Genomic DNA, 13044 nt, shown 5'->3' with positions numbered 1-13044 from the left:
CCGCGGGACTAGTTGTCCCGCAGCGAGATCAGCCCACCGAGCACCCCGAGGTAAGCGGCGCCGTCCGGGCCGAGCGCGATGCCCGCGTAGTTGTTGTTGTACAGCGGGCCGGACCCGGACTTGCGCTGCCACACCAGGTTTCCGGTGCGGAAGTCCAGTGCGGTCCAGTACCAGGGATCGGTGACCTCGCTGCCCTTGGTGTAGGTGTAGATCAGCCCGGTGGCCAGCGAGAGTTTGGCCACCACGCTGGGCGCCGCGACAACATCGTTGCTCCAGACCCGATGGCAGCCATTGCCGTCCGGGTCGATGTCGATGCGGGCGAAGCCGGGCGTGGTGGTCTTGCCGCCGAGGGTGGCGTCGGGCCCGGAGTAGCCGTAGTTGTTCTCCACGATCAGCGAGTTGCCCGCGCCGATGAGCGAATTCTCGGTATTGCCCGCGCTTTTCGCGAACACCGGCACGGAGCACACTTCGCGTCGCGCGGCGTCGGGCGCGGTGCGGTAGACGACGACATTCATCGGATCGGCATTGTCGGTGATGGCGACGTAGCCACCGGGCAGCACGGTCGGGGTGGTGCCGGTGCCGTCGTCGACCTGGCCGGGTTTGTGCTGGCCGCTGTTGGCGTAGGTGACGCGCCAGGTGATGGCGGGTTCGCCGCCGGGTCCGGCGTCGAAGCGCAGCAGCTCCCGATTGGTGGCGATGTAGACGTCGCCCTCGACGCCCACCGCGAAGGAGTTCTCGATCTCGCCCTCGGCCCCGTCGCCGAGCCGGATCACTTGCACCGCACCGGTTTCCGGATCCAGGGTGCCGACCAGGCCGTCCGTCCTGGCGACGAACCAGAGCCGCCCGGTGGAGTCGGGCAGCACCGAGTTGAGCGATTCGCCTGCTCGCAGCGAGCCGGTGAGGTCGTAGTCGTGTTCGAGCGTGAAGCCGTCCGCCGCCGGGGTTTCCGCATACACCCGCACGTGGCCGTCGTTGGCGCCGACCACCGCACGGTCCTGATTGTCGAGGTAGAAGTACGCGCCGCCGCCGAAACTGGAGAACGCGCCGGGTTTCAGCAGTTCGGCGGTGCCACGGCCGGGCAGCGGGGTGGAGCCGAGCACGGTCATGGTCGCCGGATCGATGAGGAACAGGCCGGGGTGCAGTCCCGGGCAGGTGGCGACGATCCGCCCGGCGTGATCGAAGGTCAGCGATCCGCATTCGTCGCCCAGCAGCAGCGAATCGACCCGGGTGTTGTGTCCGAGCGGTCCGGGCCGGGTGTACGTGTCCGACATCCAGCCGTCGCCGTGGATCCCGGAATCACCGTTGGGCGCCAGGCCCGGATGCTGCGGCACCGCGGGAACGCCCGGAATCGGTTGCGCCACAGCGGGTGTGCCGAGGAAGTCCGGCGCGCCCCCGGGCAGCGCCGGAATCGGCGCGGCCGCGGCGGTGCCGATCGCGACGGCCGCACAGCCGCCGCTGACGGCGACCGCACCGGCCAGCAGGGTCGCCCCGAGCGTGCCTGGCCGCCGCCCGAATGTGCGCGCCGAACCCATGCGAGAACCTCCGATGTCCGTTACTGCACCGACGGTGCAACAAGCTAGTCAGCGTCGGATGCTGTCACACCTGGTCGCCGCCCGCATCCCTCAGGCGGGGGATGTCGCGGGGGTGCTGAGTGCGGCGATCAGCGCGCGGTAGCGGTCGAAGGCCGGTTTGGGAGTGTAGTCCGAACGCAGCAGGCCGAATTCCAGGTTCATGTCCCCGCGATCGCTACAGGCGTCGCGAAGCGAGAAGTGTTCGTAGGTGGTGATATTGAGCTCGCTCGACAGGCCGTCCACGATGCTCACCACCAACTCCAGCATCTCCGCCTGGCGTTCGCCGCTGCGATCGGGCCCGGTGGGCCAGCCGTTTTCGCAGATGTGCATCGGCGTAGTCTCCGGAATACCGGCGGCAGCGAGGCTTTCGCGCCGGAAGCCGGTGACGACGGCCGTGATGGCGGCTTCGAGGCGGTCCGGCGGAATGGGCCGGAACACGTCCGGGAAGAAGTCGAGACCGGCATAGTCGAGCGCCTCCACGAATTCGCGGCCGCCGCGCCGGGCCAGGTCGGTCCAGAACTCCTGTGCGGGATCGAAGATCGGCGTGGCATTGCAGCCGATGCGGACATCCAGACCCAACCGGTCCACCTCGGCGCGCGCCGCGAGCACGCCTTCGACGATGGCCTGGCGCACTGCGGGCCGGCCGCCGTCGCCGCCGGGTCCGGCATGGTTGGCCTCCTCGGCCACCTGCAACGAGGCGAGCACCGGCCCGTGGTCACGAATCTGTTTGCGCAGGAACGCGAGCCAGCCGGTGAGGTCGTGGCCGGGCTCGTGAAAGCAGGCCACCAGATCGAGCTTCCGATGCCCGGTGCCGTACTGCCAAGGCTCGGGCGGGGCATCCGGGAACGCGCCGCCCGCTTCGCCGTAGTGGAGGTAGCCGCGCACCACGAACGGGTTGTCACCGTGTAGCGCATCGAGCGCGGCCGTGATCCGATCGGCCCGCTCGGGCGGGCCGGGGGTGATGTTGCCGTTCTGGTCGGACCCGAGCCCGCCGGGGTAGATCCCGAATCTCAATGTCATGGCCACACCGTAACGCTAATTTTGGTGTCACACCAATTTTAGTGTCACACTTATACTGCTCCGGGAACCGACGGAAACCGCGAGGACGAGGAGCGACATTGGCACTGCGCGAGGAGAAGAAGCGCGCCACCCGGATCGCTCTCGCCGACGCGGCCATGACCCTCTTCGCGGAGAAGGGCTTCGACCGGGTCACGGTCGCCGAGGTCGCGCGGGCGGCGAACGTCTCGGTCAATACCGCCTTCAATTACTTCCCGACCAAGGAGGACCTGTTCTTCGACCGCCAGGACGAGGTGACCGACCGGCTGGCCCGCGCGGTGCGCGAACGCGAGCCCGGCGAATCGGCCGCCGCCGCCCTCCGGCGCGCCTTCCTCGATCGGGTCCGGCGCGACGATCCCACCCTCGGCCTGTCGCGCGCCGCCACCACCTTCTGGCAGCTGATCGACGACAGCCCGGCCTTGCAGGCGCGGTTGCGGCAGCTCGGAGAGCGCACCGAATCCGCCCTGGCGCAAGCACTCTCGGACGCGGCCCGCTCCCCGGCCGATGATCCGATCCCACGGCTGGCCGCCGCCGCACTGGCGGGACTGGACCGCGCTCTGCACACCGAGATTCGCCGCGGCATCCTGGCGGGCGACGACCCGGAGGAAGTCCGGGCCAGGGTCATCCGGACCGCCACCGGCGACCTCGACACCGTTCTCGGTGCCCTGGCCGACTACCCCGCGTCTCCGCGCGGATGACGTTCGATCAGGGCGGTGAGCGCCGCGCGCAACTCGGGACGCGGTGCCGCCGAATACAGTTCGGCCAGGGCGGTCTCGGCCGCCATCGCGATCACCAGGTGCGCCACGGACGCGGGATCGGCCCAGCCCAGCACCGCGAGATCGGGGACGATCACCGCCGCGACCAGTTGGTTGCGAGCGTTCACCTCGTCCAGTAGGTCGGCGTCGGTACGGGATTGGGCGAGAAAGGCTTTCGTGCCCCGCGTGGCCAGGCAGGCGTCGAGGTAGGCGGTGAGTCCGGCGCGCAGGCGGTCCGGGCCGGGTTCACGATCGCCGACCGCCGCCGCGATGGTGACGGCGAGTTGCTCGTGGTAGCGGCGATGCAGCGCGACGACGTAACCGCGCCGATCCGGAAAGTGGTGGTAGAACGTACCTTTCGCCATTCCGGCGGCCTGCACGACGGCATTCACCGACAGTCCGCGCAACCCTTCCCGGGCGGCGACCTCCGCGCCCGCGTCGAGGAGGGCATTGCGACCTGGCTCCGCGGGTCGGGGCATGACCGAAATCCTTTCGCACACTGAGTCTTCCCCTGAGACTACACAGCCGCTAGCCTATGACCGACCGGTCGGTCATCCCTGACCCGGAGGGGGCGTCAGGAGGCCGACCGGCACGAAACCCGGGAGTGCATCATGCGATTGGCCATCCGCCGCCTCGCCCTGGCCGCCCTGTTCGCGACGCTGACGGCGCAACCGGCCGGGACCGCCACCGCCGACCAGCCGGATCCGTCCTACAGCTATTTCGGCGGGCTGGCGGCCGAACTCACCACACCCGGCCAGCCCCCGCCCGGTGCGAACGATTGGACATGCAAACCCGCTGCGGCACATCCGAATCCGGTCGTACTGCTGCACGGCCTGTCCAACGACACGGTGACCTGGAACTCGCTGTCGCCGGTGCTGAGCGCCGCCGGATACTGCGTCTTCACCACGACCTACGGCACCGGCGCGCTCGGCCCGGTCATGGGCGCCATCGCCCCCATCGCCGAAAGCGCCCGGCAGATATCCGATTTCATCGATCGGGTGCGCGCCGCCACCGGATCCGAGAAGGTCGATCTGGTCGGGCATTCCATGGGCGGCGCGGTGCCGTTCTATGTGCTGAACCACCTCGGCGGCATTGCGAAGATCGATCACTATGTGGCCCTCGCCGCCCCGCTGCACGGCTCGACGATCAGCGGCCTCGCGAACCTGCAACCGCTGCTCGAGTCGACCCCGGCCGGTGCGGCCCTCACCGCCCAGTGCGGTCCGTGCGAACTCTCGCCCGGCTCGGCGGTTTTCCTCGATCTGAACGCGGATGCGGCCGTCGCGCCGGACATTCGGTTCACCACGATGGTGTCGCGCTACGACGAGATCGCCACCCCGTGGACCACCGGGCTGCTGGACGGGCCGAACGTCGACAATGTGGTGCTGCAGGACCGCTGTCCGACCGATTTCACCGAACACTACGAGCTGCCTTCGGATCCGGTGGCGGTGCGCGCGGTGCTCGATGCCCTCGATCCGGCGCATGCGCGGCCCGCGTCCTGCGCGGTGGTGCTGCCGTTCGCCGGACCCCTTCGATAGCAAACCGTTCGGATACGTGCGGTAGGTCACAGTTCGGGCTGTCCGGTGACACCCAGCACCCGCAGAAACTCTCCGGTAGGGTCGCGGGCGGGACGGAGGTGACACCGCAGAAAGGGGGGTCGGCCCCGTGAAATGGATCCTGACCCCGGACGAGTTCGCGATGATCTGGACCCGCGAAACCGATCTGGCCCGCCGTCCGTACCCGCTCGACACGAGCCCCGCGGGGGCCGAGAACACCGATGCCGCAACCCGATTCGGCACACCGCCGTGGGGTGCGCCGCCGGCGCGCTTCCTGCGCCGCACCGATCCCGAACTGGCCGCGGCGCTGGCGCTGTGCGCTCGCACCGACACCACCACCGTCACCCTCTACGGCGAGCACACCGCCGGACCGCGGGCCCGCCGCATTCTCGCGTTCGCGGCGGTGGCCCAGCAGCGCGCGGGAATCCTGGTCTCACTGCCCGACACGGTGACCGTATCGCTGTGTCCCGCCGACCAATTGGGCCGCGAACTGGTGGAGGTCATCGGCTCCGCGCCGCCCGGACAGCTGGAACCGCTGCGCGAACCCCAGCAGGCGGTGCTGTATCCGGACGCCGCCGGCACCGGCGCGGAGGCCAACCGTTTCCGCCGCAAACTGCGCGAACCGGTGGACGGACGCGGATTCATCACCGTCACGGTCGAACCCGCGAATCCGCTGTCCCCGCCGACCCGGCATCGCACCTGGCTGGACTTCTCCGGCGACGGCCGCTACCTGCTGACCACGGCCGCCGACCTCACCCTGACCCCGGTCACCGACGAGGAATTGGCCGCCCAGCTGGTGCGGCTGGCCCGGGTCTGATTCGGCGCGGTTGCCTGCGGGAAACCACCACGCGTGCTACGCATGACGAATGGCGAAGGCGACATCCTGGTCTAAACCGGTCACCAAGGCATTGCGCGCCGAAGGCGTGCGCGTGCGGGATATCGACACGGCCGCGACCCCCGGTTTCAAGGGCGACAAGAAGGCCGGCGAGGCGCTGCTCGCGGACCGCGCCGAGGTGCTGTCGGATCTGCAGGAGAAGCTCTACGCCAACGGCCGCTCCGGCGACACCCGCAGTGTGCTGCTGGTATTGCAGGGCATGGACACCGCCGGCAAGGGCGGCATCGTCCGGCACGTGATCGGCTCGGTGGACCCGCAGGGCGTGGACCACGCGGCCTTCGGGGTGCCGACCGCCGAGGAGCGGAAACACCACTACCTCTGGCGAATTCGCAAGAAGCTGCCGCGCGGCGGGCAGATCGGGGTGTTCGATCGCTCGCACTACGAGGACGTGCTGGTGGTGCGCGTGCACGACCTGGTCGCGCCGGACGTCTGGGGCAAGCGCTATGACGAGATCAACAAGTTCGAGCGCAAGCTGGTCGACGACGGCACCACCATCCTGAAGGTCGCCATGTTCGTATCCCTCGACGAGCAGAAGAAGCGGCTGCAGCAGCGCCTGGACCGCCCCGACAAGTATTGGAAGTTCAACCCGGGCGATATCGACGAGCGCGCGTTCTGGCCGCAGTACCAGGAGGCGTACCAGGCGGTCCTGGACCGCACCGACACCGAATACGCGCCCTGGTACGTGCTGCCCTGCGATCACAAGTGGTACGCGCGCCTGGCCGTCACCGAACTGCTGATCGACGCCCTGCAGAGCATCAAACTGGATTGGCCGCCCGCCGACTTCGATATCGACGAGCAGAAAAAGCGCCTCGCCAAGGCGTGATCCATACCCCCCGGGATGAACTCCCGCGGTCGTTCCCGGAAAATCGCTCGTCGAGGGCGACTCGGCGTGCTCGCATGCAGGTTTCTCTCAGGTTCTCGGGCGAAGATGAGCCCGCACGAGTCGTGACTACGGAAGGCGTGGTGAGCGCGCAGGTGAGCAAGACAACGGGAAAGAATCCGCTGGCGAACGCGGCGAAGGCCGACCGCAACCGGAAGATCCTCATTCAGGTGGGTGTGGCCGTCGTACTGCTCGGCCTGATCGCCGGCATCGGCATCACCCTGGCGGTGCGCAAGCACGACAACAACAAGGACGCGAACGCCAACTCCTTCCATTGGGATCCCGCCCAGGTCGGCTTGGTGCCGGCCAATCTCACCCCCGACGGCGCGATCCGCATCGACAACACCGCCGCCCCCGCGCCCGAGGGCAAGCAGAAGGTGAACGTCCGCGTGGTCGCCGACGTGCAGTGCCCGGCGTGCGACATGTTCGAGAACTCCAATGCCGACGCGCTGAAGAAGGCCGTCCAGAGTGGCCAGGCCACCGTGGACTACAACATCATCACCTTCCTGGACCGCGCCTCCAGCGGCAATCAGTTCTCCACCCGCGGCGCCGCCGCCGCGTACGTCGTGTACGAGGCGGATCCGACGAAGTTCCAGGGCTGGCTGGCCGAGATGTACCAGAAGCAGCCCAAGGAGGGCGGCAACGGCATGAGCGACGATCAGCTCATCCAGATCGCCAAGGACGCCGGATACACCGATCCCGCTGTCGCGCAGGCCATCAAGGACGGCCGCTACACCAGCTGGGTGAAGACCCAGACCGACAAGGTCTTCGCCACCGGCGTCAAGTCCACCCCGACGGTGTACGTCAACGGCACCCAGGTACAGGACCCGCAGGCGCTGATGACCTCCGGCGGCATGACCGCGGTGATCGAGAACGCGGCCAAGTGATGATCGCGGCGGGTCCCCGCTCGGCCTGGCCGCTGCTGCTGGGCGCGTTGATCGGCTGGGGTGCGTCGGTGACGCTGCTGGTCGAGAAGTTCAAGTCGCTGACCGAACCCGGCTACAAGCCGATGTGCACCATCGACCAGACCATCTCGTGCACCACGGTCATGGACTCCAAGACCGCGTCGATGTTCGGATTCCCGAATCCGATCATCGGCGTGGTGGGCTTCTCGGTGTTCGTCACCGTCGCCGTGCTGCTGGTGGTGGGAATCTCGTTGCCGCGCTGGTTCTTCGGCGGCATGTGGCTGGGCCTGCTGCTCGGCGTCTGCGCCATCGGGTATCTGGTCTGGGACGCGACCTTCGAGATTCACGCGCTGTGCCCGTGGTGCATGGTGGTGTGGACGGTGACCCCGGCCATGTTCGCCATCGTGACCGGGCTGCTGTTCAGGGGTGCGCGCGGGCCGCTGCGGATTCTCGCGGAGTGGCGGTGGACGCTGGTCGCCATCGGCTACGCGGTGATCGTGCTGATCGTGTACCTGCAGTTCCAGTCGTACTGGAACGACAAGTTCTAGTTGGGCGGTCCGACGGTGAGCGTCACGTTCACCGTCCGGCGCCCGCCGTCGGCGTCGCTGACCTCGAGCCGCACCACATCGTCCGGTCGATGGGCGTTGAGTGCGGCTTTCAGCATTTGCGAGTCGGTGATGGGCCGGTCGTCGAGGGCGGTGATGGTCTCGCCGTCGGCGACGCCGGCGCTGTAGGCGGGCAGGCCGTAGATGGCCACGTCCACCCGCGCGCCGGTGGGCCGCGCGTCGGAGGTGAGAATGCCGAGGGTGGCGGTGGGGCCGATGTGCACGGTGTCGGTCGGGGTGCCGGAACGGATCTGGCGGACCACGTTCATGGCGGTGTCGATGGGCACCGCATATCCGTTGGGGCCCTTGCCCAATGCCTTCTGCAGATCTCCCGAGGCGGCGGTGACGACGCCGATCACCGCGCCGTAGCGGTCCACCAGCGCCCCGCCGGACTGCCCGGCGGCCACCGCGGCCGCCACCTCGATCATGCCGTGCAAGGACTTTCGCGACAGATCGGCGGAATTGCGGGCCACGATGGCCGAATCCAGATTGGTGATGGGCCCGCCCACCGCGGTCGGCGAGCCGGTGCCGCCGGCATTGCCGATGGCCAGCACGTCGTCGCCCAGATGCAGCGGGACCGAACTGCCGATGTGGGCGGTCGGGAGGCCGTCCGCGCCATGGAGATCCAGCAGGGCGATATCGGCACTGGAGTCGTACCCGGCGACGGTGGCGGTATAGGTGACGCCGGTGCCGACATCCGAAACCGTCACGGAGTCAGCGCCTTTGATGACGTGATGGCTGGTGAGCACCTCACCGTCGGCGGTGAGCACGATGCCGGATCCGGCCGCGCCCAGCCCGTAGGGGCGGATGCCGGCGGTAATGTTGACCAGGGCCGGTTCGGCCACGCGTGAGACCAGATCGACGTCCAGCGGCGGCAGCGACGGGCCGACCAGGCTGGCGGTGGTGGCGTCGTCGGCGAAGGGCCAGCGCGGCAGTTCGCCTCGGTAGCAGAGGAATCCGGTGAAGCCGACGATGGCGGCGATGAACAGCGCCAGCAGCCGGACGCCCCGGCCTCGGCGTCTACCGTCGTCCACGGACCCTCCCGAACTGCCGTTCACCCGCCGGCTCGAGCTGTACCTATTGGTGTACCAGTATTTCAGTGACTGAGGGCGGCGATGACCAACATGAAGCCGACCCCGGCCAGGGTGCACAGCAGCGGCCCCTTGGCGGGTTTGCCGGCGTGTGCCTCGGGCAGGATATCGGCCGTCGCGAGGTACAGCAGGAATCCCGCGAAATAGCCCAGATACAAGCCGACCAGTTCGGTCGAGACCTTGACCAGGGTCCCGATCACCGCACCCACCACCGGGGCGACGGCGTCCAGGATCAGCATGACCACCGCGCGCTTGCGGGCATTGCCGTACAGCGTGGTCAGCGTGAAAGTGTTGAAACCGTCGGCGAAATCGTGCGCGATCACCGCGATCGCCACGGCCGCGCCCACGGCGGCCCCGGCTTGGAAACCGAATCCGATGCTCAACCCGTCGAGCGTGCTGTGAAAGACCAGCCCGCCCGCGGCCAGCAGGCCCAGCGCGGCGAAATCGTGGTCGTGCCGGTGCGCGGCGTACTCGTCCTCGTAGGCGGTGTGCAGGGCCATGGACCGCTCGATGACGTGCACGGTGAAGAAGCCGACCACCGCGGCCAGCAACGGCACCGGCACACCCAGCGCGATGCGGTCGTCCGCCGCGAGCGACTCGGGCATCAGATCGAAGGCGACCACGCCCAGCATGACGCCCGCCGCCAGCCCCAGCACCAGGCGCTTGCGCTCACCGATACGGGCCGCGAGCAGTCCGCCGATCAGGGTGGCGCACATCGAGAACAACGACAGCAGAATCGCCATCGTGCCAGCATGGCCACCGTTTGCCGGCGAATCGCCACGCCGCGCCGAGCATGAGATATGCAACGCTTGGTTGGTATGCGAGGGCATGCGGGGGTAGGCATGACTGCATGAGCACCGCTGCCGCCTATGCCGTGTCCGCCCCGGACGGGACCTTCGAGAAGATCGCCATCGAACGCCGCGACCTCGGACCCCACGATGTGCTGATCGACGTGAAATACGCGGGCATCTGCCATTCCGACATCCACACCGCCCGCAACGAATGGCACGGCACCGCCTACCCGTGCGTGCCCGGCCATGAGATCGCCGGCATCGTCTCCGCCGTCGGCTCCGAGGTGACCCGGCACCGGGTCGGCGACCGGGTCGGAGTGGGCTGCATGGTCGATTCCTGCGGGGAATGCGAATCCTGCCTGGCCGGGGAGCAGCAGTACTGCACCAGGGGCGTGACCTGGACCTACAACACCCCGGTACCCGCCGAGCAGCAGGCCGGCGGCTACACCCTCGGCGGCTACTCCACGCAGGTCGTGGTGACCGAGGGTTTCGTGCTCTCGATTCCGGACGGTATCGGGCTGGATGTGGCCGCGCCGCTGCTGTGCGCGGGCATCACCCTGTTCTCGCCGCTGCGGCACTGGAACGCCGGGCCCGGCAAGAAGGTCGCCATCATCGGCATGGGCGGGCTCGGGCACGTGGGCGTGAAGCTCGCGGCCGCCATGGGCGCGGAGGTGACCGTGCTGAGCCACTCGCTGTCCAAGCAGGAGGACGGGCTGCGGTTCGGGGCGGCGCACTACTACGCCACCGGCGACCGCGCCACCTTCAAACAGCTGCGCGGCTCCTTCGACCTGATCATCAACACCGTGTCGGCGGATCTGCCGATCGAGGACTACGTCAAGCTGTTGAAGCTGGACGGCAGTCTGGTGCTGCTCGGCCTGCCCGAAAAGCCCGCCACCGTACGGGCTTCCACGCTGGCGGGCATGCGGCGGTCGCTGAGCGGCTCCATGATCGGCGGCATTCCGCAGACCCAGGAGATGCTCGACTTCTGCGCGGCGCACGGCATCGGCGCGGAGATCGAGGTGATCTCCGCCGATCGCATCGACGAGGCGTACGACCGCGCGGTGGCGTCGGATGTGCGCTACCGCTTCGTCATCGACACCGCGACCATGTAGGGCCGCCTCCGTTCGTGGGCTGCTGCACACGAAAGCCGCTGGGGCGGCAGCGAATCCGGCGGTGGCGATCCGGCGGCGTCATCGCCGCCGGTCGCTCGTCGGCCGAGTGATCGGCTGTTAACCGTGCTGCCGGGCCTGCTCGTGCAGCGCGTTCTTGGCGGCGTCCTGGACCTTGTCCACCGCGTCCGCGAACTTCCCGTCGGTCTGCCCGTCGATCAGATCGCCGGCCTTGTCGATCAGCGGCTCGATCTTGTCGGCGTGCTGGCCGGCCAGCTCCGCCGCCTTGCCCGCCGCCTCTTTCAACTGGTCGAACATGCCCACGATCCACACTCCTGTCTCGAAAACGCTTCGCTGACAGGCTAACCGCCGCGCGGGCGAGCGCTCAGTTGCCGGGCGGCGGGCTGAAGATGCCGAACCGGTTGCCGGAGGTGTCGAGCAGCTCGGAGAAGACCAGGCCGTTCTTGGCGGTCACCGGCTGCACGAACACCTTGCCGCCCGCCTTCTCGGCGGCGGCCAGGATCTCCGGGACGTCCTGGACCAGCACGTAGAAGATGGCGTGATTGCCGGCCGCGTCGTCCTGATGCGCGATGCCGCCCGCGGGCAGCTCGCTGCCCGGATAGGTGACGATGTCGTAGTTTCCGTCCTCGTCCGGGTCGGCCGCGAAGTTCCAGCCGAACAGTTCCTGGTAGAACGCCTTCACCTGCTCGGGCTCGTTGCTGCCGACCTGGAACCAGGCGACGGTGTTGAAGGGCGGGGTGCTCATCTGTGTCTCCCGAAAAGTCTTGGTGAATGCGCGGTGTCGTGTCCCGCACCGCCTTGCCCCATCAGGTTCGCCCCGCTTCGCGACAACCCCCTGTCGGTGTTTCCGAGCGAATTCGATCTTTTCGAGACGCGCGCCTACCCGAGCGAGATCATCCGGATCTCGTGCACCGGCTCGGTCGGCCGGCACATGTCGATCTCCCGCTCCGGGCCCGTCCACTCCGTCAGCTCGATGCGCTTCATCCGATCCAGCCGGAAATTGCGCGGCTCGTCGCGCAGGCGGCACCAGGCCAGCAGGTACCAGCCATTACTGCCGTGCAGCAGCGCCACGGGTTCGACCTCGCGCGCGCTCAGCGCGCCGGTGCCGTCGAGGTATTCGATGCGCAGCACGCGCCGCGCCACCACGGCCTGCTCGACCTCCGGCGGTATCGGCATGGGCGCGGGCGCTTCGGGGGTGTCGAACAAGCGCACCCGCAGCGCCAATTGCTGTGCCGCGTCGGCATTCTGGCGCGACATGGCGGCCAGGATCTTGCGCAGCGCGCTGCGCCCGGCCGCCGCGAACGGCCCGTCCCCGGCCCGCGCCACCGCGACGGCCAGCGCCACCGCCTCGGCCGCCGTGAAGTTCAACGGCGGCAACGACATGCTCTTCTCCAGCGCGTACCCGCCGCGCCGCCCCACATCGGCGTAGATGGGCACCCCGGACTGCTGCAGCGCGCTGATGTCCCGCTCGACGGTCCGCACGCTCACCCCGTGCCGCGCGGCCAATTCCCGAGCGGTCCGCAGCCGCGGTGCGACCGCCCGCAACTCCTCGACAATCGCGTAGAGCCGATCCGTCCGGTTCACGCCAACACCGTAGCGGCGCCCACCGACAGGTTCAGTTCCCCGACTTCCAGGGCGGATCCTGGTCGACCTGATCGCCCTTCTGGTCGTACGTGTCGTTCCACTTCTTGGCGGTCTGCGGGTCGTCCACCGGCTGATCGCCCTTCCCCGTCGGGTCCATGGTCACTCCGTTCTCGAAATTCCGTGGACCCGACCATAATTCGGTGTTCGTGACCGAATCATGACGACGGG

The 13044-nt window shown here is 68.5% G+C and carries 16 protein-coding genes; 7 read left to right on the top strand and 9 right to left on the bottom strand.

Features of this window, described 5'->3' with window-relative positions; genetic code table 11:
- Nucleotides 1-8: 8 nt before the first annotated feature.
- Both D7D52_RS06075 and D7D52_RS06070 read right to left on the bottom strand, forming a co-directional pair.
- The gene (locus D7D52_RS06075; RefSeq protein ID WP_120735428.1) at nt 9-1532 is read right to left on the bottom strand and encodes an NHL repeat-containing protein; all 1524 of its coding nucleotides are present in this window, start codon (nt 1530-1532) and stop codon (nt 9-11) included.
- Between the two features lie 90 nt (nt 1533-1622).
- The gene (locus D7D52_RS06070) at nt 1623-2591 is read right to left on the bottom strand and encodes a hypothetical protein (protein ID WP_120735427.1); all 969 of its coding nucleotides are present in this window, start codon (nt 2589-2591) and stop codon (nt 1623-1625) included.
- A gap of 98 nt (nt 2592-2689) precedes the next feature.
- Here D7D52_RS06070 and D7D52_RS06065 point away from each other — a divergent pair, with 98 nt between their 5' ends.
- Entirely contained in the window at nt 2690-3325 is a 636-nt protein-coding gene (locus D7D52_RS06065; protein WP_120735426.1) for a TetR/AcrR family transcriptional regulator, read from the top strand.
- On the opposite strand, the gene D7D52_RS06060 is transcribed toward D7D52_RS06065, so the two are convergent.
- Nucleotides 3301-3861: a TetR/AcrR family transcriptional regulator gene (locus tag D7D52_RS06060; RefSeq protein WP_120735425.1), complete on the bottom strand. Its 561-nt coding sequence runs from the start codon at nt 3859-3861 to the stop codon at nt 3301-3303. The two genes, D7D52_RS06065 and D7D52_RS06060, sit on opposite strands and share 25 nt — an antisense overlap.
- A 132-nt stretch (nt 3862-3993) precedes the next feature.
- Between D7D52_RS06060 and D7D52_RS06055 the strand changes: the two genes are divergently transcribed.
- The 5 genes from D7D52_RS06055 (at nt 3994) to D7D52_RS06035 (ending at nt 8163) form a co-directional block, all read left to right on the top strand.
- Complete coding sequence (locus D7D52_RS06055; protein ID WP_120735424.1) at nt 3994-4917, top strand: esterase/lipase family protein; 924 nt, start codon at nt 3994-3996, stop codon at nt 4915-4917.
- 127 nt (nt 4918-5044) lie between these two features.
- Nucleotides 5045-5752 (top strand): ESX secretion-associated protein EspG, encoded by a 708-nt coding sequence (locus tag D7D52_RS06050; RefSeq protein WP_120735423.1) that lies wholly within the window; start codon nt 5045-5047, stop codon nt 5750-5752.
- Between the two features lie 49 nt (nt 5753-5801).
- Nucleotides 5802-6653 carry a polyphosphate kinase 2 family protein gene (locus tag D7D52_RS06045; protein ID WP_120735422.1) on the top strand — a complete coding sequence of 284 codons (852 nt, stop codon included), beginning with the start codon at nt 5802-5804 and terminating at the stop codon, nt 6651-6653.
- Between the two features lie 122 nt (nt 6654-6775).
- Nucleotides 6776-7597 carry a DsbA family protein gene (locus D7D52_RS06040; protein ID WP_246023660.1) on the top strand — a complete coding sequence of 274 codons (822 nt, stop codon included), beginning with the start codon at nt 6776-6778 and terminating at the stop codon, nt 7595-7597.
- Complete coding sequence (locus tag D7D52_RS06035) at nt 7597-8163, top strand: vitamin K epoxide reductase family protein (protein WP_120735421.1); 567 nt, start codon at nt 7597-7599, stop codon at nt 8161-8163. The genes D7D52_RS06040 and D7D52_RS06035 overlap by 1 nt, the downstream gene beginning before the upstream one ends.
- Here the strand turns inward: D7D52_RS06035 and D7D52_RS06030 are convergent.
- Nucleotides 8160-9254 (bottom strand): S1C family serine protease, encoded by a 1095-nt coding sequence (locus tag D7D52_RS06030; protein ID WP_120735420.1) that lies wholly within the window; start codon nt 9252-9254, stop codon nt 8160-8162. The two genes, D7D52_RS06035 and D7D52_RS06030, sit on opposite strands and share 4 nt — an antisense overlap.
- A 62-nt stretch (nt 9255-9316) precedes the next feature.
- Nucleotides 9317-10054 carry a ZIP family metal transporter gene (locus tag D7D52_RS06025; protein ID WP_120735419.1) on the bottom strand — a complete coding sequence of 246 codons (738 nt, stop codon included), beginning with the start codon at nt 10052-10054 and terminating at the stop codon, nt 9317-9319.
- Between the two features lie 107 nt (nt 10055-10161).
- Here D7D52_RS06025 and D7D52_RS06020 point away from each other — a divergent pair, with 107 nt between their 5' ends.
- The gene (locus tag D7D52_RS06020; RefSeq protein WP_120735418.1) at nt 10162-11214 is read left to right on the top strand and encodes an NAD(P)-dependent alcohol dehydrogenase; all 1053 of its coding nucleotides are present in this window, start codon (nt 10162-10164) and stop codon (nt 11212-11214) included.
- A 117-nt stretch (nt 11215-11331) separates the two neighbouring features.
- On the opposite strand, the gene D7D52_RS06015 is transcribed toward D7D52_RS06020, so the two are convergent.
- The 4 genes from D7D52_RS06015 to D7D52_RS39825 all read right to left on the bottom strand — a co-directional run bounded on the left by D7D52_RS06015 (nt 11332) and on the right by D7D52_RS39825 (nt 12973).
- Nucleotides 11332-11529 carry an antitoxin gene (locus D7D52_RS06015; RefSeq protein WP_120743849.1) on the bottom strand — a complete coding sequence of 66 codons (198 nt, stop codon included), beginning with the start codon at nt 11527-11529 and terminating at the stop codon, nt 11332-11334.
- A gap of 67 nt (nt 11530-11596) precedes the next feature.
- Nucleotides 11597-11977: a VOC family protein gene (locus D7D52_RS06010; protein ID WP_120735417.1), complete on the bottom strand. Its 381-nt coding sequence runs from the start codon at nt 11975-11977 to the stop codon at nt 11597-11599.
- A gap of 134 nt (nt 11978-12111) precedes the next feature.
- The gene (locus D7D52_RS06005) at nt 12112-12816 is read right to left on the bottom strand and encodes a helix-turn-helix transcriptional regulator (RefSeq protein WP_222932793.1); all 705 of its coding nucleotides are present in this window, start codon (nt 12814-12816) and stop codon (nt 12112-12114) included.
- A 31-nt stretch (nt 12817-12847) separates the two neighbouring features.
- The gene (locus tag D7D52_RS39825) at nt 12848-12973 is read right to left on the bottom strand and encodes a hypothetical protein (RefSeq protein WP_281279171.1); all 126 of its coding nucleotides are present in this window, start codon (nt 12971-12973) and stop codon (nt 12848-12850) included.
- Between the last annotated feature and the right edge of the window lie 71 nt (nt 12974-13044).

Origin of the sequence: Nocardia yunnanensis (assembly GCF_003626895.1) — a bacterium.
Lineage (GTDB): Bacteria > Actinomycetota > Actinomycetes > Mycobacteriales > Mycobacteriaceae > Nocardia > Nocardia yunnanensis.
Note: the sequence above shows the minus strand (reverse complement) of the source record. Positions and strands in the feature narration are given on the sequence as shown.